The sequence below is a fragment of the Stenotrophomonas sp. GW821-FHT02D01 genome, assembly GCF_059421765.1.
This window is the reverse complement of record NZ_JBWKVP010000010.1, coordinates 72,420-94,235: the sequence shown is the minus strand read 5'-3', so window position 1 is coordinate 94,235 and position 21,816 is coordinate 72,420. Positions and strand designations below refer to the sequence as shown.

16 protein-coding genes are annotated in these 21,816 nt (G+C 67.1%); 13 read left to right on the top strand and 3 right to left on the bottom strand.

Annotated features, from left to right (window positions below; translation table 11 throughout):
• Positions 1-30: 30 nt before the first annotated feature.
• Positions 31-1,536 carry a helicase HerA-like domain-containing protein gene (locus AC07UW_RS17305; RefSeq protein WP_223495970.1) on the bottom strand — a complete coding sequence of 502 codons (1,506 nt, stop codon included), beginning with the start codon at positions 1,534-1,536 and terminating at the stop codon, positions 31-33.
• Positions 1,537-1,658: 122 nt separating this feature from the next.
• On the opposite strand from AC07UW_RS17305, the gene AC07UW_RS17300 reads away from it, so the two are divergent.
• Both AC07UW_RS17300 and AC07UW_RS17295 read left to right on the top strand, forming a co-directional pair.
• On the top strand, positions 1,659-3,269 hold the full coding sequence (locus AC07UW_RS17300; RefSeq protein WP_223495969.1) for a transglycosylase SLT domain-containing protein: 1,611 nt from the start codon (positions 1,659-1,661) through the stop codon (positions 3,267-3,269).
• Positions 3,270-3,292: 23 nt separating this feature from the next.
• Entirely contained in the window at positions 3,293-3,640 is a 348-nt protein-coding gene (locus tag AC07UW_RS17295) for a ribonuclease E inhibitor RraB (protein WP_099819030.1), read from the top strand.
• A gap of 92 nt (positions 3,641-3,732) precedes the next feature.
• On the opposite strand, the gene asd is transcribed toward AC07UW_RS17295, so the two are convergent.
• Positions 3,733-4,575: an archaetidylserine decarboxylase gene (gene asd, locus AC07UW_RS17290; protein WP_025876139.1), complete on the bottom strand. Its 843-nt coding sequence runs from the start codon at positions 4,573-4,575 to the stop codon at positions 3,733-3,735.
• Positions 4,572-5,222: an SCO family protein gene (locus AC07UW_RS17285; RefSeq protein WP_032975016.1), complete on the bottom strand. Its 651-nt coding sequence runs from the start codon at positions 5,220-5,222 to the stop codon at positions 4,572-4,574. The genes asd and AC07UW_RS17285 overlap by 4 nt, the downstream gene beginning before the upstream one ends.
• Before the next feature lie 123 nt (positions 5,223-5,345).
• Here AC07UW_RS17285 and prmB point away from each other — a divergent pair, with 123 nt between their 5' ends.
• The 11 genes from prmB (at position 5,346) to AC07UW_RS17230 (ending at position 21,815) form a co-directional block, all read left to right on the top strand.
• A complete protein-coding gene (gene prmB / locus AC07UW_RS17280; protein ID WP_025876143.1) occupies positions 5,346-6,275 on the top strand; it encodes a 50S ribosomal protein L3 N(5)-glutamine methyltransferase in 930 nt (309 codons plus the stop codon).
• Complete coding sequence (aroC, locus tag AC07UW_RS17275) at positions 6,272-7,375, top strand: chorismate synthase (protein ID WP_223495965.1); 1,104 nt, start codon at positions 6,272-6,274, stop codon at positions 7,373-7,375. The genes prmB and aroC overlap by 4 nt, the downstream gene beginning before the upstream one ends.
• On the top strand, positions 7,368-8,405 hold the full coding sequence (locus AC07UW_RS17270; protein WP_495212516.1) for a 2-hydroxyacid dehydrogenase: 1,038 nt from the start codon (positions 7,368-7,370) through the stop codon (positions 8,403-8,405). Before aroC ends, AC07UW_RS17270 begins: the two co-directional genes overlap by 8 nt.
• 90 nt (positions 8,406-8,495) lie before the next feature.
• Complete coding sequence (locus AC07UW_RS17265; protein ID WP_495212515.1) at positions 8,496-9,524, top strand: aspartate-semialdehyde dehydrogenase; 1,029 nt, start codon at positions 8,496-8,498, stop codon at positions 9,522-9,524.
• A gap of 150 nt (positions 9,525-9,674) precedes the next feature.
• Positions 9,675-11,657 carry a FimV/HubP family polar landmark protein gene (locus AC07UW_RS17260; RefSeq protein WP_495212514.1) on the top strand — a complete coding sequence of 661 codons (1,983 nt, stop codon included), beginning with the start codon at positions 9,675-9,677 and terminating at the stop codon, positions 11,655-11,657.
• A 23-nt stretch (positions 11,658-11,680) separates the two neighbouring features.
• Positions 11,681-12,040 (top strand): VOC family protein, encoded by a 360-nt coding sequence (locus AC07UW_RS17255; RefSeq protein ID WP_495212513.1) that lies wholly within the window; start codon positions 11,681-11,683, stop codon positions 12,038-12,040.
• 32 nt (positions 12,041-12,072) lie between these two features.
• Positions 12,073-12,843, top strand: a complete 771-nt coding sequence (gene truA, locus AC07UW_RS17250; protein ID WP_025876154.1) for a tRNA pseudouridine(38-40) synthase TruA — start codon at positions 12,073-12,075, stop codon at positions 12,841-12,843.
• Positions 12,840-13,496 (top strand): phosphoribosylanthranilate isomerase, encoded by a 657-nt coding sequence (locus AC07UW_RS17245; RefSeq protein WP_025876155.1) that lies wholly within the window; start codon positions 12,840-12,842, stop codon positions 13,494-13,496. Before truA ends, AC07UW_RS17245 begins: the two co-directional genes overlap by 4 nt.
• A gap of 168 nt (positions 13,497-13,664) precedes the next feature.
• Positions 13,665-14,339, top strand: coding sequence for a hypothetical protein (locus tag AC07UW_RS17240; RefSeq protein ID WP_495212512.1), 675 nt, complete (start codon positions 13,665-13,667; stop codon positions 14,337-14,339).
• Positions 14,336-16,354, top strand: a complete 2,019-nt coding sequence (locus AC07UW_RS17235) for a flotillin family protein (protein ID WP_025876158.1) — start codon at positions 14,336-14,338, stop codon at positions 16,352-16,354. Before AC07UW_RS17240 ends, AC07UW_RS17235 begins: the two co-directional genes overlap by 4 nt.
• Before the next feature lie 82 nt (positions 16,355-16,436).
• Positions 16,437-21,815: a DNA repair ATPase gene (locus AC07UW_RS17230; protein WP_495212511.1), complete on the top strand. Its 5,379-nt coding sequence runs from the start codon at positions 16,437-16,439 to the stop codon at positions 21,813-21,815.
• The last annotated feature ends 1 nt before the right edge of the window (position 21,816 follow it).

The window sequence follows — 21,816 nt, the reverse complement described above, 5'->3', positions numbered from 1 at the left end:
CGGCGCGCCGCAAATGTACTGCCGGGGCTCTCAGCGCTTGCCGCCGAAGATGCCACCGAGGATGCCGCGCACGATCTGGTTGCCCAGCTTGGTGCCGACCGTACGCGTGGTCTGCTTGGCCATCGTCTCGATCATGCCCTGGCGGCGCTTGGTACCGAAAATAGCGTCCTTGATCGACTGCCCGAAACCGCCTTCCTGCGCCTCGTCCTGCTCACGGCTGCGCGCGGCCGGCGCGTCGGTTTTCTCGACGGCCTTCTGCGCGCGCTGTGCCAGCAGTTCGGCGGCCGATTCGCGGTTGACGGCAGTGTCGTAGCGGGTGCCGACCGGGCTGCCAGCACGCACCTGCGAACGTTCGGTCTCGGTGACCGGTCCCATGCGGCAGCGCGGCGGCGCGATCATCGTCTGCTGCACCGGCATCGGCACGCCCTTGTCCTGCAGCGTGGACACCAGCGCTTCGCCGGTACCGAGCTGGCTGAGCACCTTCACCACATCCAGCTTCGGGTTCGGTACGAAGGTCTCGGCGGCGGTCTTCACCGCCTTCTGGTCGCGCGGGGTGAATGCGCGCAGCGCGTGCTGTACCCGGTTGCCGAGCTGGCCGAGGATGTTGGCCGGCACGTCGTCCGGGAACTGCGAGCAGAAGTACACGCCCACGCCCTTGGAACGGATCAGCCGCACCACTTGTTCGATGCGCTGTACCAGAGCGGGCGGTGCATCGTCGAACAGCAGGTGCGCTTCATCGAAAATGAAGACCAGCTTCGGCTTGTCGAGGTCGCCCACTTCGGGCAGCTGCTCGAACAGTTCCGACAGCAGCCACAGCAGGAAGGTGGAGTACAGCTTGGGCTTGAGCACCAGCTGGTCGGCGGCAAGGATGCCGATGACACCGCGGCCGTCATGGCTGACCCGCATGATGTCGGCCAGTTCCAGCGCCGGTTCGCCGAAGAAATGCTCGCCGCCGTCCTGGGCCAGCCGCAGCAGGGCGCGCTGGATGGCGGCCACCGACTGCGCACTGACCAGGCCGTACTCGGTGGAGATGTCCTTGCGCTCCTCGGCCACCAAGCCGAGCAGGGCGCGCAGGTCGTCCATGTCCAGCAGCAGCAGGCCGCGGTCGTCGGCCAGCTTGAACACGATGTCGAGCACCCCGGCCTGGGTGTCGTTCAATTCCAGGATGCGGGCCAGCAGGGTCGGGCCCATCTCGCTCACGGTGGTGCGCACCGGGTGGCCGAGCTTGCCGTACAGGTCCCAGAACACGGTGGGGCTGGCGGCCGGGGCATAGTCGCTCACACCGATCTCGGCCGCGCGCTTGAGCAGGTTCTCGGCGCCGGTACCCGGCACGGCCAGACCGGATACATCGCCCTTCACATCGGCCAGGAACACCGGTACCCCGATCCGCGAGAAGCCCTCGGCCAGGGTCATCAGGGTCACGGTCTTGCCGGTGCCGGTGGCGCCGGCGACCAGCCCATGGCGGTTGCCGAGTTTCGGCAGCAGGGTGACAGCCACATCGTCGGTGATGCCTTTGCCGAGCAGAATCGGATCCATGGTCCAGCCCTTGTGATGAATGTGCCAATGTTAACCGCCGACAGTGACGGGCCGAAGGTCGGCTTGCCCCGACCTTGGCAGCGCCGCTACTCTGCCTGCCTGTTTCATACACAGTGCCACCAATGCCCGTTCCTGTCCTGATTTCCCGCACCTGGCCGCTGTTGGCCCTTGCTGGCCTGGTTTCCCTGGCACCGGAGGCCCACGCACAGCGGGTTTCGGCCCGGGACAAGGTGAAGGTGGATGCACTGCAGCAGCGCATGACTGCAGCCGAGAAACGCTATAGCGATGCCGTGCTGCTGGTGGCCAACGCCGATCCGAAGGGTCGCAACGAGGCCGATGCCGCGCTGGAGGACATGGAAGACGTCATCAGCGAATGCGTGAAGCAGAAGGGTTGCCAGATGAGCAACATGCTGGCGACCTACAAGCGGCTGCTCAAGCACGACGCCGATGCCGCCGCCGATGATGACGTGGCCGATGAAGCCGGCGATCGTTTGGAGGCCGACCCGGACCATGTCGGCCCGCTGGCTGCGGATGTGCCGGAGGCGGCACGCGCAGCGGCGCTGCTCAACGACAAGCGCCATGCCTTCGACAACATGGTCGAGTACAACCCGGCCGTGCAGGCCGGCATCCGCCGTTGGCTGACCGACATGCGCCCGGCGCTGATGACCACCTACGAGAACTACCAGAACCTGCGTGCGGTGATGTGGCCGGAATGGGAGAAGCGCGGCCTGCCCGAGGCGCTGCTGTTCGGCATCATGGCCAAGGAGTCCAACGGCCGCGTGCATGCGTCCTCACGCGTGGGCGCCGCGGGCCTGATGCAGTTCATGCCGGCCACCGGCCGCCGCTTTGGCTTGGGCCCGGACGGTACCGGTTTCGATACCCGCTTCGACGCGCGCAGCGCCGCCGAAGCCAGCGCGACGTACCTCAACGAACGCATGCGCCAGCTCAACAACAACGTCGAACTGTCGCTGGCCGGTTACAACGGCGGTGAGGGCCGCGCAGCGCGCGTCTACAAGCAGTACCCGGGCCAGAGCTTCTGGGTGGACAGCGTCTACAACCAGTTCCCGGGCGAAACCAAGGACTACGTGCCGATGGTGATCGCCGCGTCCTGGATCTTCCTGCACCCCCAGCAGTACGGCGTGGAGTTCCCGAAGATCAACGCGCAGCCGGCAACCATCCGCCTGGCCCGCTCGACCACGATCTACGAACTGACCATCTGCCTGGGCAGCCATGGCACCCGCGACGGCTACATGCGCGCATTGCGCAACCTCAACCCGCGCTATGAGGCCGATGGCTGGATTCCGGCAGGAACCCTCATCAACGCCACCAACCGTATTGCTGGCCTGTACGCGCGCAACTGCGTCAGCGGCCCGCGTGCCGATCTGGCCCGCACCCTGATCACCGCCGACCTCAACGCCGCGATAGTGCGCCCGAGCGCTGCCAGCTACACCGGCAGCGTGGCCGTGGGCGGGGTGGTGCCGGTGGTCGATCCCAATGCCGCCAGCAGCGTGCCGACCACGCCCGCCGCGCCGGTGGCTGCGCCGCGCCCGGCGCCGGCCCCGCGCGCCAAGCCGGCCCGCAGCTACAAGGTCGGCAAGGGTGAGACCCTGGGCCGGATCGCCGCGAAGTTCCAGTGCGATGTGCCGGTGCTGGCCCGCGCCAATGGCCTCAAGGCCCCCGGCTACAGCCTGCGCCACGGCCAGGTGCTGAAGCTGCAGGGCTGCGACAAATAATCTCTCCGCACTCTGGATATCGCATGGACCTCGAAGACACCCGCAACCTGTTCACCAACCTCCGCGAGAACACCGACTGGGACCTGGATGCCCCGCTGCTGTGGGGGTACTTCTTCGTGCACTCCACCGCCGAGCCGCTGCAGGCACTGGGCACCCACCTGCAGGCGCAGGGCTATGTGCTGGTGGAACTGTTCGAGCAGGAGCCGGAGGACGGTGACGCTGCATTCCACGTGCTGCATGTGGAGCGCGTGGAAGTCCACGACGAAACCTCGCTGGACAAGCGCAACCAGGAACTGAGTGCGCTGGCTACGCAGATGGGCGTGGAAGACTACGACGGCATGGACGTCGGCCCGGCGCCGACCCTGCAGTAACGCCCACATCCGGTAGTGGCGGCCGCTGGCCGGCAACGCTCGATGCGTTGGATCAACGGAGATGCCGGCCAGCGGCCGGCACTACCGCAGGATCAGCGCAGCTTGGCCAGTGCCTGGCCCAGCTGCACCGGATGTTCGGCATCCAGATGCGGGGCGAATTCGGCCACGCCCGGCGGCAGCAGCACGATCACGGTCGAGCCGTAATTGAAGCGCGCCATCTCTTCGAAGCGCTGCAGCGTGATGCCGCGGCCCCGGTAATCCTTGCGGGTGATGCGGTCGCCGTAATGCGGAATCTCTTCGCCGCTCCATACCGTTTCCACGCCCGACACCAGCAGCGCACCGACCATCACGCTGACCATCGGGCCGAAGCTGGTGTCGAAATGGCAGACCAGGCGTTCGTTGCGCGCGAACAGGCCGGGCACGTTGTTCACCGCAGCCGGGCCGACGCTGAACAGGCGGCCGGGCACATGCACGGTTTCGCGCAGGGTGCCGGTCCACGGCATGTGCACGCGGTGGTAGTCGCGCGGCGACAGGTACACCGTGGCATACAGGCCCTCGTTGAACGGCTTGGCGTCCTCGGCGCTGCCCAGCAGCTCGGCGGCGGTGAAAGACTGCCCCTTGGCCTGGAAGATGCGCCCGGCGTCGATCTTTCCGAGCTGGCTGATGCGGCCGTCCGCCGGCATCACCAGGCTGCGCGGATCGGCATCGGCCACGCGTGCGCCGGGCTTCAGCGCGCGGGTGAAGAACTGGTTGAAGGTCGGGTAGCTGCGCGGGTCCGGGTTGGCCGCTTCATCCAGGTTGACGTTGAACTTGCGGGTGACCGTGTCGATCAGCCAGCGCGATACGCGCGGGTTGTCCGAGTACGCCAGCGAACGCGCCATCGAGGACAGCAGGCGGTGGGGCAGGACGTACGTCAGGGCGGTGGTCAGACTCATGGGGCGGATTTCTCGGTCAGCTTCTGCAGGTCGCGGGCGATCGCCGGCGCATTGAACGGGGGCCGCACCAGGCCGGCGAGCCGGCCCTGCGGATCGAGCACGGCCAGGCTGGCGGAGTGCTCGAGGGTGTAATCCTCGGGATTCTCGTCGAAGTGCTTGCCCGGCACCTTCTGGAACACGAAGCCCAGCGAGGTGGCAAAGCGCTCCAGCGAGGGAATGTCGGCGGTCGCCGCCAGGGTGTCCTTGTGGAACCCGTGGGCGTACTCGCCCAGGCGCGTGGCGGTGTCGCGCTCCGGGTCGACCGAGACGAACAGCACGCGCGGGCGCAGGCCATCGGGCAGCGCTTCCCACTGATTCTGCGCACCGGCCAGCTCGGCCAGGGTGGTCGGGCAGACGTCCGGGCAGAAGGTGAAGCCAAGGAATACCAGGGTCCAGTGGCCCTTCAGTTCGCCGGGAATCAGGCGCGTGCCGTCGGACTGGGCCAGGTTGTAGTCGGGCAGGGTGCGCGGCTGCGGGTACAGGGTGATCGCTTCGGTGGCCGGCTGCCCGGCCGGCGGCTTCGGCGCGAACACCTGCTGGGCGGCGAGCAGGCCAAGGCCCGCCGCCAGGGCGATCAGCAAGATGATGCCGACGTTGCGATTGAACATGGGATTCCGCCGCAGGAAGTGGCCACCATCATACCGGCTGCGACTGGATCGTTTCTGCCGCAACGGATGCCGGCGCAGGCGGCAACCCCTATAATCGGGGGCCACTTTGCCCGCAGTACCGCCATGACCGCTGAAACGGCCGCCGAACTCCATACGATCATCGATCTGATCCGCTACGGCACCAGCCGTTTCAACGCTGCGGGCCTGACCTTCGGGCACAGCTACGACAACGCCCTGGACGAGGCCACCCAGCTGGTGCTGCACGGCCTGCACCTGCCGCACGACCTCGGCCCGGCCTATGGCCAGGCGCGCCTGCTGCGCGAAGAGAAGCTGGCGGTGCTGGAGCTGTTCCAGCGCCGCATCGACGAGCGCATCCCGGCTGCCTACCTGACCGGTGAGGCCTGGTTCGCCGGCCTCAGCTTCAAGAGCGACACGCGCGCCCTGGTGCCGCGTTCGCCGATCGCCGAACTGATCGAGTGCGGCTTCGAGCCGTGGCTGGCCGGCCGCGATGTCAACCGCGCGCTGGACCTGTGCACCGGTTCGGGCTGCATCGCCATCGCCATGGGCCACTACTACCCGAACTGGGAAGTGGACGGCGTGGACCTCAGCGATGAGGCGCTGTCACTGGCCGAAGAGAACAAGGAACGCCTGCAGGCACACAACGTGACGCTGTTGAAGTCGGACCTGTTCAACGGCCTGACCGGGCGCCACTACGACCTGATCGTCACCAACCCGCCGTACGTCACCAACGACGAGACCGACGCCTTGCCGCAGGAATACTCCTACGAGCCGGAGATGGGCCTGCGTGCCGGCGACGACGGCCTGGACCTGGTGCTGAAGATCCTGCGCGACGCGCCGCTGCACCTGAGCGAGGACGGCCTGCTGATCTGTGAGGTGGGCGAATCCGAACAGCACCTGATCAAGCTGCTGCCGGAAGTGGATTTCGCCTGGGTGGAGTTCAAGGTCGGCCAGATGGGCATCTTCGCGGTCGAGTGCCGCGAGCTGATCGCCCACAGCGCGCGCATCACGGAACTGGCGGCGCAGCGCCCGTGAGCTCCAATTCGTTCGGCAAGCTGTTCACCGTCACCACGTTCGGCGAATCGCACGGGCCGGCCATCGGCTGCGTGATCGATGGCTGCCCGCCGGGGCTGGCGCTGGACGCGGCCGAATTCAGCCACGACCTGCAGCGTCGCGCCACCGGCAAGAGCCGGCATACGTCGGCGCGGCGCGAGGCCGACGAGGTCGAAATCCTGTCCGGGGTGTACGAGGGCTTGACCACCGGCACCCCGATCGCGCTGCTGATCCGCAACACCGACCAGCGCAGCAAGGACTACAGCAACATCGGCCAGCAGTTCCGTCCGGGGCATGCCGACTACAGCTACTGGCACAAGTACGGCATCCGCGACCCGCGCGGTGGTGGCCGCTCCTCGGCGCGCGAGACCACCATGCGCGTGGCCGCTGGCGTGGTCGCCAAGAAATGGTTGGCCGAGCGTTTCGGCGTTACCGTGCGCGGCTACCTGTCGCAGCTGGGCGAGATCACTCCGGCCGGTTTCGACTGGTCGGTGGTCGAGGACAACCCGTTCTTCTGGCCGCATGCCGCACAGGTGCCCGAGCTGGAGGCGTACATGGATGCGCTGCGCAAGTCCGGCGATTCGGTCGGTGCCTGCGTGGACGTGGTCGCCGACAATGTGCCGCCGGGCTGGGGCGAGCCGATCTACGGCAAGCTTGATGGCGAGCTCGCGGCCGCACTGATGAGCATCAACGCGGTGAAGGGCGTGGAGATCGGCGACGGTTTCGCCAGCGCCATGCAGAAGGGCACCGAACACCGTGACCTGCTGACCCCGCAGGGTTTTGCCAGCAACCATGCAGGCGGCATTCTCGGTGGCATTTCCACCGGCCAGCCGGTGGTCGCCTCGATGGTGCTCAAGCCGACTTCCAGCCTGCGCCTGCCCGGTGAATCGCTGGATACGGCCGGCAATGTGGTGGAGGTGGTCACCACCGGCCGCCATGATCCCTGCGTCGGCATCCGCGCCACGCCCATCGCCGAGGCGATGATGGCCCTGGTGCTGATGGACCAGGCGCTGCGCCACCGCGCGCAGTGCGGCGATGTCGGCACCATCACTCCGCGCATTCCCGGCCAGCTTGATGGCTGATACGCGGCCGACGGTATGGGTGAGCCAGCCGCTGATCGACGCGGCCATCGCGCCGCTGCGCGATCGCGTGCAACTGCGCACCACCGATACCGTCACCGCCTGGTCGCCACAGCAGATCGCCACGCAGCTGGCGGATGTTGACGGGGCGATCATCACCCTCAACGAGCGCATCGGTGCGACCCAGGTCGCCGATGCCGCGCAGTTGAAGGTGATCGCCAATGTCGGCGTCGGCTACAACAATCTGGATGTCGACGCCCTCAGTGCCGCCGGCATTCTCGCCAGCAACACCCCGAACGTTCTCACCGAGACCACCGCCGATCTCGGCTTTGCGCTGTTGATGGCCACCGCGCGCCGGATCACCGAATCCGAGCGCTGGCTGCGCGAGGGCCAGTGGGGGCAGTGGTCGTTCCAGACCATGCTGGGTGCCGACATCCATGGCAGCACGCTGGGCATCCTCGGCATGGGCCGCATCGGCCAGGGCATCGCCCGTCGCGGCGCGCACGGCTTCGGCATGAAGGTGCTCTACCACAACCGTTCGCGGCTGCCGGCCGACACCGAAGCCGCGCTCGGCGCGACCTATGTGGATCTGGACACGCTGCTGGCGCAGTCCGACCATCTGTTGACCGTGTTGCCATACACCGCCGCCTCGCACCACATCATCGACGCCGCCGCGCTGGCCAAGATGAAGCCGTCTGCCACCCTGGTGAACATCGCCCGCGGCGGCATCGTCGACGAGCTGGCGCTGGCCGATGCACTGGCCAACGGTCGCCTGGCGGCGGCCGGCCTGGATGTCTACGAAGGCGAGCCGAACGTGCGGCCGGAACTGCTGGCCCTGCGCAACATCGTGCTGACCCCGCATATCGGCAGCGCATCGCTGGCCACGCGTACGGCCATGGTGCAGATGGCCGTGGACAATCTGCTGGCCGGGCTGGGCCTGGACGGCAGCCCGTCGCGCATGCCGAGCGCGATCAACGCCGACGCGGCCCTTGCCGCGCGCGCGACCTCGGACAAAAAAAGCGGGAAACGATAGGGAACCTCCGCGCATCCATCCGAGGAGGCTCCCCGAACCCAGCTGTCGTGCGTGAGTTTTCCCCCTTCCCGTTTTCGTGAGAGTTCCCCCATGAGCAATGCACAACGCAGCTTCCACGTCGCCATCGTCGGCGCCACCGGCGCGGTCGGCGAGACCATGCTGGCCATCCTGGCCGAGCGCGATTTCCCGGTCGGCACCCTGAGCCTGCTCGCTTCCGAGCGCTCGGCCGGCGGCGAAGTCGAATACAACGGCAACAAGGTCAGGATCCAGGACCTGGCCACTTTCGACCCGAGTGGCGTGGACATCGCCCTGTTCTCGGCCGGTGGCAGCGTGTCCAAGGAATACGCCCCGAAGTTCGCTGCGGCTGGCGCGGTGGTGATCGACAACTCCTCGGCCTTCCGTTACGACGATGACGTGCCGCTGGTGGTGTCGGAGGTCAATCCGGACCAGGTCGCCAACCGGCCGCGCGGCATCATCGCCAACCCGAACTGCTCGACCATGCAGATGCTGGTCGCGCTGGCACCGCTGCACCGCAAGTACGGCATCGAGCGCATCAACGTGTCCACCTACCAGTCGGTATCCGGCGGTGGCCGTTCGGCACTGGAGGAACTGGGCAAGCAGACCGGCCAGCTGCTGAGCTTCCAGGAAATCGATCCGCGGCGTTTCCCGGTGCAGATCGCCTTCAACCTGATCCCGCACATCGACGACTTCCTGGACAACGGCTTCACCAAGGAAGAGATGAAGCTGGTCTGGGAGACCCGCAAGATCCTGGGCGACGACAGCATCCTCGTGAACCCGACCGCTGTGCGCGTGCCGGTGTTCTATGGCCACTCCGAATCGGTGGCGATCGAAACCCGTGACAAGGTGACCGTGGCCGAAGCGCGCGCGTTGCTGGAACAGTCGCCGGGCATCGAGGTGGTGGATCGTCACGAGGCCGGTGGCTACCCGACGCCGGTCACCCATGCCTCGGGCACCGACGCGGTGTACGTCGGCCGCATCCGCGAGGACCTGTCGCATCCGCGCGGCCTGAACCTGTGGATCGTGTCGGACAACGTGCGCAAGGGCGCAGCCCTCAACGCGGTGCAGCTGGCCGAGCTGGTCGCCGCCGAGAAGCGCTGATCCCCGCTGTTGCCTGACCGGTAGTGCCGGCCGCTGGCCGGCAGTGCCTTATCGATGCATGCCCGTGGCTGCCGGCCAGTGGCGGGCACTAGCGCAGTCCGCCTCCCCGGTGGGTGCGGACCTTGGTCCGCACGCTTTATAGTGTCGCCCATGAATAAACGAGCCAAGGGCGCACGGCGTCCGCTCACCTGTCTCTCCGCCGCGCTGCTGGCCCTGCTCAGCAGTTCGGCCATGGCCCTGGGCCTGGGCGACATCCGGGTCCTGTCCAAGCCGGGACAGCCGTTGCTGGCCGAGATCCCGGTGATCTCGGCCGATCCGTCCGAACTTGAGAACCTGCGCGTCGCGCTCGCTTCGCCGGTCACCTTCGAGCGCGTTGGCCTGCAGCGCCCGGCAGGTCTGGTCAGCGAACTGCAGTTCGAGCTGACCCGCAATGCGCAGGGCAGGGCGGTGGTGCGGGTGACCTCGCAGACGCCTGTGGAAACACCCTCGTTGAGCTTCCTGGTCGAGGCCGATTGGGGCCAGGGTCGGCTGGTGCGTGAGTACTCGGCGCTGGTCGATGCACCGGCCAGTGCACTGGCCGTGGCCGAACCGGAAATCGTCGCGCCGGCCGGCGTGCTGTCGGACACCATCGTCCGTGATGCGCCTGCCGCCGCTGCAACCGCACCCGAGCCGGCACCGGTCACGGCGGCCGACGCACCTGGCGCACCGCGTCCACGGGCTGCGTCACCTGCGCCAGCACCTGCACCTGCACCAGCGCTCGCTGCAGACGGCAGTGTGACCGTGCAGCGCGGACAGACGCTTTCGCAGATCGCCGGCTCGCTGGCCCGTGGCAATCAGATCAGTCGCGACCGGGCGATGATCGCGCTGTTGCGTGCCAACCCCGAAGCCTTCATCCGTGGCAACGTCAACCTGCTCAAGCAGGGCGCGGTGCTGCGCATGCCGGGCGATACCGCACTGGCCGCGGTGGATGCGGCCGAGGCGGCCGCGCTGGTCCGCGAACATGCCGCGCAGTGGCGGCAGGCACGCACCGTGCCACAGCCGGCTGGCGCCGCGATGCCGGTGGCCAAGGCCGATGGCGCTGCTTCTTCCCCGGCTGCGGCCACCGGGGCACGACTTGAAATCGCTCCGGCGCTGGCATCCGACGCCGCGCACGCGGGCACAACCACCGGCACCAGTGCCGGCAGCGAGGGTGACATGCTGGGCAACGAACAACTGCGCCAGGCCAAGGAGGACATCGCCACCCGCGATGCCGAAATCGGCGATCTGAAGCAGCGCGTGGCGGAGCTGGAGAAGCTCAAGGAGCAGCAGCAGTCACTGATCGCGATGAAGGACAACGACCTGGCCGCCGCGCAGCAGCGTTTGGCCCAGGTGCCCGGTGCGCCCGGCGCTGGCACGCCCTGGTACTGGCTGGGCCTGCCGCTGCTCGTGCTGGTTGCCCTGGGCGCCTGGCTGCTGCGTCGTCGCAAGCCCTCGCCGCTGCCGCCGCTGCGCGAGGAACACGATGCCGCCGGCCTGGCAGCAGCGCTGCCGGCAGGTGCCGCGCTGGATACCCTGACCGAACAGGACGCCGGGGTGAACTTCGCCGCCGATGGCGGACGCCAGGAACCGGCGATGCCGGCCTGGGCTGCCACCGACCATGACGTGCCGGCTGCGGACATCCATGAGGATGTCTCGCCGGCCGAGTGGCGGGCGGGTGAGCTTGATGAAGACGAACGGGTTGAACTGCCTGCTGCGGTGAACGATCTGCCGCGTTGGGACGATCCTGCCGGCGCTGCTGCGGTGGCGCCCATCGAGCCAGCCGAGGTGGCCGTGCCCGAATACGCGCTGCAGGCCGAACAGGAGCCGCAGTTCCGCGGTGTGTTCGATCTGCCGGCCGAACCGCATGAGCATGAGACGGCTGCACCGGTCGACCTGCACGACGACCGTGCTGCCGCCGGGGACGCCGTCGGGTCTGCTGCAGACAATGGCCATGACTGGGCACCGCGTATCGGCCAGGAGCGGCTGGAACTGGCCATCGCCTATCTGGACCTGGGCGACGCGCAGACCGCGCGCACCCTGCTGCAGGAGGTTGCCGAAGGGGGTGACCTGCATTGCCAGGCGCAGGCCCGCGAACTGCTGGCCCGTCTGCCCTGACACCCTTTCGACAAGGACCTGCGATGACCCGCGAACGCCGTCTCGACTACGTTGAATTCGCCTCGAGCGACCCGGCTGCGAGCCGCGCGTTCTTCGAGGTCGTGTTCGGCTGGTCGTTTGTCGATTACGGCAGCGACTACACCGCTTTCGATGATGGCCGCCTGCAGGGAGGCTTCTTCCGTGGCCAACCACAACGTGCCAGCGACGGCGCGCCACTGCTGGTGCTGTATGCCGACCAGCTGGCGCCGATGGAAGCGGCGGTGCGTGCGGCCGGTGGTCAGATCGTGCGGACCGTGTTCTCTTTCCCTGGCGGCAGCCGTTTCCAGTTCGTCGAGCCCGGTGGCAACGAACTGGCGGTCTGGTCCGAGCGCGACCCGGCCTGAGTGCCGCCCCACCCGCAATATCGAGGTAGCACATGCGTTACGCGCTCGGCGTCGAGTACGACGGCAGCGATTTCAGGGGATGGCAGAACCTGGGCGAGGGCGGACCCAGCGTCCAGGCCAGCCTGGAACAGGCCCTGTCATCGGTGGCCGATACCCCGCTGCAGGTGGTCTGCGCCGGCCGCACCGATGCCGGCGTGCACGGCCAGTGCCAGGTCGTGCACTTCGACACCGACGTGGTGCGTGATCCGCGCGCGTGGATGCTCGGCACCACTACCCGCCTGCCGCGTTCGATCGCCGTGCGCTGGTGCGTGCCGGTGGCCGATGATTTCCATGCCCGTTTCTCCGCCCGCGCACGACGTTATCGCTACCGCCTGCTCAATCGCGAAGTGCGCCCGGCGCTGGGCCGGCAGACCCTGAGCTGGGAGCGGCGCCCGCTCGATGCCGAGCGCATGCACCTGGCCGGGCAGGCCCTGCTGGGCGAGAACGATTTCAGCGCCTTCCGCTCGGTCCAGTGCCAGGCCCTGCATGCCCGGCGAGAGCTGCAGTCGCTGCAGGTCAGCCGCCACGACGACGTCATCGAGGTGGCGGTGCGCGGCAATGCATTCCTTCATCACATGGTCCGCAATATCGTCGGTTCGTTGATACTGGTCGGCAGTGGCGAGCAGCCGGTGGAGTGGATCGCCGAACTGCTGGCCGGGCGCGACCGCACCGTGGCCGGTCCCACCGCTCCTCCGCAGGGACTGGTGTTCCTGGGGCCGCTGTACCCCGACAACTGGCATCTGCCCGCCGAGGTAACGCTATGAGCCGCTCCTACTACCGTACCCGCATCAAGTTCTGTGGCATGACCCGTGCCGGCGACGTGCGCCTGGCCGGCGAGCTGGGCGTGGATGCGGTGGGCTTCATCTTCGCCCGCGAGAGCAGCCGCCGGGTCGCGCCGGCCGAAGCGCGCGCGATGCGCCAGGCGATCGCACCGATGGTCGACGTGGTGGCGCTGTTCCGCAACAACAGCAGGGAAGAAGTGCGCGAGGTGCTGCGTACCGTGCGGCCGACCCTGCTGCAGTTCCATGGCGAGGAAGACGAGAGCTTCTGCCGCAGCTTCAACATGCCTTACCTGAAGGCGATCGCCATGGGCGGGCGCGAGGAGATCAATGCGCGCACCCTGCAGCTGCGCTACCCCAGCGCCGCCGGCTTCCTGTTCGACAGCCATGCGCCGGGCGGCGGCGGCGGTACCGGCGTGGCCTTCGACTGGTCGCGTATCCCCACCGGCCTGCACCGGCCGTTCCTGTTGGCCGGAGGCCTGACGCCGGAGAACGTGCATGACGCCGTGCTGGCGACCCTGCCGTGGGGCGTGGATGTCTCCAGTGGCATCGAACTGGAACCGGGCATCAAGGATGGCTACAAGATGCGCACGTTCGTGGAAGAAGTCCGGCGCTCCGATTGCGCCGTGCTGGATTGAGACATGGTCACTTCCGAGGTGCCCGGTCTTCACATTTGAGCCTGCACACCCTCTTCACATAGGATGATCCCAAGCGTGCTGGCCATGAGGGCCTGCACGAGGATCGACGGAGCCGCTGGTGGCGTGCTCCGAACGGGCGCTTGGCGCCCCCGCCCAGGAAGGCAAACAATGCAGGAATTCCTAACCGTCGTGCTCGGTTATCCGACCCTCCCGTACAGCGTAGCGCTGGCGGTGGCGGTTCTGTATTGGGGGATTGCCGCCTTTGGCCTGGTCGATGACGGTTTCGGCGAGGCCGGTGCCGATGGCGCCCTTGAAGGCGATGCCCATCTCAGTGGCCTGTCAGCGCTGCTGGCGCGCTGGGGCCTGGGCGGCGTGCCGCTCATGGTGGTGGTGACGCTGCTGAGCCTGTTCGCCTGGACCCTCACCTACTTCATCCATCTGTACCTGCTGCTGCCGTTGCCCGACCTGCTGCGCTGGTCATTGGGCACCGTCGTGGCGGTGCTCGCACCCCTGCCGGCCGTGCCGGTCACCGCGCTGCTGCTGCGTCCCATCCGCCGCTTCCTGCTGCGCCTGCGCCCGGTGCCGCAGGCCTCGCTGCTGGGGCGGGTGGGCGTGGTCGCTTCGCCGAAGGTCGACGCACGCAGTGGCCATGCCACCGTCGATGACGGCGGTGCCGGCCTGGTCCTGCAGATCCGCAGCGACATCGAACTGCAGCGCGGCGAGCGCATCGTGCTGGTCCAGCACGTGGCTGCACAACACCATTACCGGGTGGTCCGCGCCGACGCGGTCGCCCTCGACTTCCAGGACAACCTGCTTCCGGGCAACAAGGAGAAACATCAATGACGTTGGCATCCGTGCTCCCCTTCCTGATCATCGTGGGCGGCGTCCTCGCCCTCCTGCTCGGCGTGGCGGGCCTGTTCAAGGCGTTCTACCGCAAGGTCGACCAGGGCGTGGCCCTGATCGTCAACGACATGAGTTCCACCCCGAAAGTGCATTTCACCGGTGCGCTGATCATTCCCGTGCTGTACCGCGCCGAGCTGATGCGGATCAGCCTGATCACCCTGCAGATCGACCGCCGCGGCAAGGAAGGCCTGATCTGCCGCGACAACATGCGCGCCGACATCGCCGTGGCGTTCTACCTGCGCGTCAACGAGACCCAGGCCGACGTACTGCGCGTGGCCAAGGCGATCGGCGCCGACCGCGCGTCGGACAAGCATGCCGTCGATGAGCTGTTCAACGCCAAGTTCTCCGAAGCACTGAAGACGGTCGGCAAGAAGTTCGATTTCACCGAGCTGTTCGAGAAGCGCCAGGAATTCCGCGACGAGATCATCGCGGTGATCGGCAACGACCTCAATGGGTATGTGCTGGAAGACGTGGCCATCGACTACCTGGAGCAGACCCCGAAGTCGCTGCTGGACCAGTTCAACATCCTCGACGCGCAGGGCATCCGCAAGATCACCGAGCTGACCGCTGCGCAGAACGTGGTGACCAACGAGCTGGAGCAGAACGAGAAGCTGGCCATCACCAAGAAGAACGTCGAAGCCCGCGAAGCACTGCTGGCCCTTGAACGGCAGCAGGCCGAAGCCGAGGCACGGCAGAAGCGCGAAATCGAGACCATCCGTGCGCGCGAGGAAGCCGAGACCGCCAAGGTGCAGGAAGAGCAGCGCCAGCTGTCCGAGAACGCCCGCATCGAAGCGCAGCAGGTGATCGACATCCGCGAGCAGAACCGCATGCGTGAAGTTGAAGTGGCCGAGCAGAACCGCCAGCGCGCCGTGGCCATCGAAGCCGAGCGCGTCGAGCGCGCACGCCAGCTGGAGCAGGTCACCACCGACCGCGAAGTGCAGCTGCAGGGCGTGGAGCGCGACAAAGTGGTCGAGCAGGGCAAGATGGACGTGGCCAACATCACCCGCGAACGCATCTCCATCGACAAGACCGTGGCGCAGGAAGAAGAGCGCATCAAGGAAGTGCGCGAAGTCTCCGAGGCCGACCGCCAGAAGCAGGTGTTGATCCTGGAAGCCGAGGCGAAGGCGCAGGAATCGCTGGTGCGCGAAGTGAAGGAAGCCCAGGCCCGCGAGACCGCCTCCAAGCATCGCGCGGTGGAGCTGACCACGCTGGCGCAGGCCGAGCACGAAGCCGCCGGCAAGCAGGCCGAGGCCAAGCGCCTGCTGGCCGACGCCTTCCGCGCCGAGCAGGCCGCACCCGGCCTGGCCGAAGCGCAGGTACGCGAAGCGTCGGCGCTGGCCATCGAGAAGGTCGGCATCGCCGAGGCGCGCGTGATCGAAGCCAAGGCCGAAGCGAACCTGAAGCAGGGCAGCAACGAGGCGCGCGTGCTGGCCGAGACGCTGCAGGCACAGGCACAGGGCGAGGAGAAGATGGGCCTGGCCCGCGCCACCGCCACTGAATCGCTGGGCAACGCCGAAGCCGGCGTGGTGCAGAAGAAGCTGCTGGCCGAGGCCGAGGGCCTGGTCCGCAAGTTCGAGGCCATCGCCTCGCTGAGCGACCAGGCGCGCGGCCATGAAGAATTCCGCATGATGCTGGACAACAGCCTGAAGCAGGCGCTGGCCTCGATCGAAGCCGGCAAGGAAGTTTCGCGCGAGAACGCCGGCGTCATCGCCAGCGCGCTGCGTAACGCCGACATCGACCTGGTTGGCGGCGACGGCGGCATGTTCGAGAACCTGATCAAGGCGGTTTCGCTGGGCAAGTCGATCGAGGGCTTCGCCGGCAAGAGTCCGATCGTGCAGGACCTGATGCAGCGCTACCTGGGCGTCAACGTGGCCGACAATGCACCGCGGCAGATCGCCGAGGACGCAGAGACCGTGCCCGTCGCGGCGACTGTCGTGGTCGACAGCGCGCGCTGATCCACCCGGCGATGGCCATCGCCATCGCCCACCCGTGCCGGCCGCATCGACGGTCGGCCGTCCGTGAGCCGGAAACCTGCTGATGTCCGAAACCAAACCGTCCACCGAGTCCGCCGCACCAGAGGCTGCCGGCGATACCGTCGACCAGGCCGTAGCCCAGGGCGGCGCCTATGAAGTCCTGCGGCGCCGTCTCGGCGAACAGGGCCAGCGCCTGCAGGCCGTTGCCGAGCAGCTGAACCGCCAGCGCCTGGCCGAGTTCGGCGACAGCCGCCTGGAGGTGGTCGGCCGTTTCCGCATCCGCAGCGAGAACAACTGTGTCGGCCGCGACATCGTCCAGGTCGGCCCGGATCGCCTGCTGTTCGGCTACAACGTGTTCATCGGGCTCAAGACCCAGACCCGCATCGAAGATGTGTTCGGTCTGTACCGGCTGGTACAGGGCGCTGATGGCTACGACGTCGCTGCCCTTGAACTGAAGGGCAGTTTCCTCGACCAGCCCGGCTTCGTGCATGACTTCAACGAGCTGTACGCCTACTACAAGCATGCGCGCCTGCTGCAGCTGATCGTGGTGGGCGACAAGCTGCTTGCCTCGTTCCAGATCGGCGAGCGCAGCAGCGACGTGCGCGTGTTCCGCTGGGCGTTGTCACGCGAAGGTGAACTGACCTATCTCGATGCACGTGGCGAGCGTGACATCGCCTTGCCGCCGCCCTTCGATTTCGAATGGACCCGCGCCACGCGCGACCTTGCCGTCAACGGCCGCCATTCGCATCTGAACATCCTCGATACCCTGTTCGTGGAAACCACCGGTGGCGATCTCACCATCAAGGTGGAGAACAACACCGAAACCGGGCAGGGCATCTACAGCGAACCGGTGGAGGACAGCACGCAGTCGCTGGACGACGCCCAGTTCGAGTTCGCCCGGGTCGGCTCGCTGGTGCTGCTGAAAGTGCTGCCCTACCGCGAAACCGAATGGCGCGGACTGATCTACAACACGCTTACCGGCGACATCGTACGCAACGATGCCATCGTCCAGGCCTGCGTGCAGCTGCCCGAAGACCACGGCATCATCTTCCCCGGCGGCTATTACCTGCAGGGTGGCGAGCACAAGGCGTTCGACGCCTCGATGGATGGCATGCAGTTCAAGCGCAGCATCCGTTCGCCCAACGGCGAGGACATGCTGTACATCTTCTACGAGCGCGAAGGCGGGCGTTCGGCGCTGTTCGTCTACAACACCATCCAGCGCGTGCTGCAGAACCCCGTGTTTGGCCACGGCTATGCCTTCATGCAGGACGGGCGCATGGTGCTGTTCCATGCCGAGGGCACCGAGCCGACCCGCATCCATCCGATGCAGGTCTGGCAGACACCCTTCAGCAGCGATGAGTTCGCCGCCAGCCGTCCGCCCGGCAATACCTTTATGGGGCGCATCGGCAACGCCGAGCTGGTGCGTGGCATCTCCAACCTGTTCAACCTGGCGCGCGAGATCGACGGCCAGGATGTATCGGTGCAGCGCTACCAGCGCCTGGTGGCCGACACCCGGCGGCTTTTCGATGCGCATCATTGGCTGGGTGACGAGGCCTGCGATGGCGCCGAAGCCCTGCTGCGGCAGATCAGCGCCACCGGCGAATCGGTGCTGGACGAATACGAGAAGGTGCAGTCGATCCGCCAGCAGTCGGCGCAGGCGATGGCCGAGGCAGAGGCCACGCACAAGGCACTGCTGGGCCGACTGCAGCCGGAAAACTGGAACGAGGTGCAGGCCTTCGTCGAAGCGCTCAACGCGATCACCGCACTGCGCGGTCGACTGCTGACCATTCGCGAACTGCGCTACATCGATACTGCGCGCATCGAGGCGATGGCCGCCGAGCTGGTGCAGGCGCACGACCGTGTCGGCGCCGCCACCGGTGCCTTCCTTGCCGGCGATGCAGCACTGGCCCCCTTGACCGCCCGCATGCAGGCGCTGGATGAGGCCGCACAGCAGGCCGCCAGCTCACGCCAGCTGGATGAGCAGCTGGACGGCCTGCGCGGCATGGCCGGCGATCTGGACATGCTGTCCGAACTGATGGCCGGGCTGAAGGTCGACGATGCGACCGCGCGCACCCGTGTGGTCGAATCCATATCGCTGCTGTACGGGCGCCTGAACCAGGCACGCGCCCGCGCCGAACAGCGCCGCAAGTCGCTGGGCTCGGCCGAAGCCGTGGCCCAGTTCGCTGCCCAGTTCGCCCTGTTCTCGCAGTCGATCACCAGCGCGCTGGCGTTGGCCAGCGACCCTGAGCGCGCCGACGAACAGTTGTCGCGCCTGCTGGTGCAGCTGGAAGAACTGGAAAGCCAGTTCGGCGAGCACGAGCAGTTCCTCGGCGACATCCTGAGCAAGCGCGAAGAGCTGGTCGAAGCCTTCGATACGCACAAGCAGGCCCTGCTGGATGATCGCCAGCGCAAGGCACGCTCGGTGCTCGATGCCGCCAACCGCATCCTTGATGGCCTCGGAAAGCGTACCGAGCGGTTCGGCACGGCAGATGAGCTCAACGCATTCTTCGCCGGCGATCCGCTGATCCTCAAATTGCGTGAACTGGCTGAGCGCCTGCGTGCGCTGCGCGACAACGTCAAGGCTGACGATGTCGAGGCGCGCCTGAAGGGCGTGCGCGACCAGGCCGTGCGCCAGCTGCGCGACCGCAGCGACCTGTACGAGGCCGGCGGCAACGTGGTCCGCCTTGGCCCGCGCCATCGATTCAGCGTGAACACCCAGGCGCTCGACCTGACCCTGCTGCCGCGTGGTGAAACCCTTGCCATCCATCTCACCGGCACCGATTTCCTGGAGACCCTGCACGATCCCGAGCTGGATGCGCTCAAGCCGTTCTGGCCGGTGACCCTGGATTCGGAATCGGCAGCGATCTACCGCGGCGAATACCTGGCCGGTTGCCTGTTGCTGGCCGCGGAGGAGGGCCGCGATGGCCTCGACCTGGCCCAGCTGCAGCACGATGCGGCCGAACCGGAAGCGCTGGGCCAGCGGGTCCGCGCCTTTGCCGCGCCCCGTTACCGCGAGGGCTACGAGCGCGGTATCCATGACCATGACGCCGCCCTGATCCTGCGCGCGCTGTTGCCGCTGCAGCAGGCCGCCGGAACGCTGCGGCATTCGCCCCATGTGCGTGCGTTGGCACTGCTGTTCTGGGCCGCGCGGCAACGCGATGAAGCCGTGGCGCAGTGGCCCGGCCGGCAGGCTGGTGCCGAGGCCATCGCGCGCCTGTTCGGTTCCGATGAGGGGCGCCAGGCCCTGCGTGCGGAAATGGCCAAGGCGCTGCATGACCATGCACTCGCGCATGCACTGCCGTTCGACGCCGCCGCCGCCGATGCAGCAGCGGCATACCTGGGCGAAGAACTGGTGGCCGGCGAGCCGGTGTTCAGCACCAGCCGGCACGCGCAGGCATTGCTGGACGCGCTGTCGCAGCAACTGGAGCAGGCGGGCCAGCGTGATGCGCTTGAACGTGCGCTGCAGCGATCGCAGGATCCGCTGGCCATGCGTTGGGCATTGGCCGGGCAATGGCTGCGGGCGCTCGCCGGGCTGCCGGCACAGTCGGCGCATGCCGGCTATGTCGAAGAAGCGGCGGCATTGCTGCTGGTGCAGCGACAGCTGCGCACCCGTGCCAGCGATGCACTGCTGCGGGCGGAGGTCAGCGGCCTGCTGGGTGAACACGCCCGCATCCACAACGGCAGCCTGACCGTGTCGCTGGACGATTTCCTGGCACGCCTGCAGCACCACCTGCAGTCGTTCGTACCGGCCTTCCATGCCTATCAGGCGGTGCGCCAGGGCATCATCGGTCGCGAACGCGAAACCCTGCGGCTGTCGGAGTTCAAGGCCCGGCCGTTGTCGTCCTTCGTGCGCAACAAGCTGATCAACGACGTATATCTCGGCGTGATCGGCGACAACCTGGCCAAGCAGATGGGCACCGTTGGCGAGAACAAGCGCAGCGACCTGATGGGCCTGCTGATGATGATCTCGCCGCCCGGCTACGGCAAAACCACGTTGATGGAGTACGTGGCACATCGCCTCGGCCTGGTCTTCATGAAGATCAACGGCCCGGCGCTGGGCCACGAAGTGCGGTCGCTGGATCCGCAGCAGGCACCGGACGCCACCTCGCGGCAGGAGCTGGAAAAGCTCAACCTGGCGTTGGAGATGGGCAACAACACCATGCTGTATGTCGATGACATCCAGCACACGCACCCCGAGTTCCTGCAGAAGTTCATCTCGCTGTGCGATGGCACGCGCCGCATCGAAGGCGTATGGCGCGGCCGTACGCGCACCTACGACATGCGTGGCAAGAAGTTCTGCGTGGTCATGGCCGGCAACCCGTACACCGAATCCGGCGAAGTGTTCAAGATTCCGGACATGCTGGCCAACCGTGCCGACATCTACAACCTGGGCGATGTGCTCGGTGGCATGGAAGCAGCCTTCACGCTCAGCTACATCGAGAACAGCCTGACCTCCAACCCGGTATTGGCGCCGCTGGCCACGCGCGAGATGGCCGACCTGTACCTGCTGGTCGACCGCGCGATGGGCAATGATGTGTCCACCAACGGCCTGAGCCACGCCTACAGCGGCGCCGAGATCAACGAGATCACCGCCACCCTGCAGCGCATGCTGCAGGTCCGCGATGTGGTCTACAAGGTCAACCAGCAGTACATCGCCAGCGCTGCCCAGGATGACCGCTATCGCACCGAGCCGCCCTTCCGCCTGCAGGGCAGCTACCGCAACATGAACAAGCTGGCTGAGAAAATTTCGCCGGTGATGAATGACGACGAGCTGCAGCAGCTGATCTCCGACCACTACTTGGGCGAAGCGCAGCTGCTGACCACCGGTGCCGAAGAGAATCTGCTGAAGCTGGCCGAGCTGCGTGGCGTGCTCGATGAAGAACGCGCGCAACGCTGGGCGCAGATCAAGCGTGATTTCCTGCGCAACAAGGCAATGGGCGCCGGTGACAGTGATGTCGGTGGCCGCGTGGTCGCGCAGCTGGCCGACATCGCCAGTGCGTTGCAGCTGCCACCGCCGCCACCGCCGGCAGAGGTGGCCGTCGCACCGGAGCCTGCGCCATGGCCCGCCCTGCTGGCAGCGCTGCAACGCCTGGCCGATGCACGTCCGGCCAGCGCGCCGGCTGCCGCCGTACCGCAGGCCGCAGCCACGCCATTGGCCGAAGACCTGCAGGCTGGTCTGGCACCGCTGCTGCAGCTGCTGGTCGCCTCGCAGGAACAGCAGGTGCAGTTGTCGCAGACGTTGGCGGCGTTTGCCGGGTGGGCCCGGCAGCAGGTAACTGCCGATGTGGCCACGACCGACACGCGTCGTCGCCCGCGGGTGCGTCGTGCAGCGACTCCGGAAGAACGTGCGCTGGACGAAGCGTTGATGCGCCACTTCTACGGTGAATCATTGCCGCCGGAAACGGTGGCTGATGACGGCCCACGGCCGCCGCCACTGCCGTGAC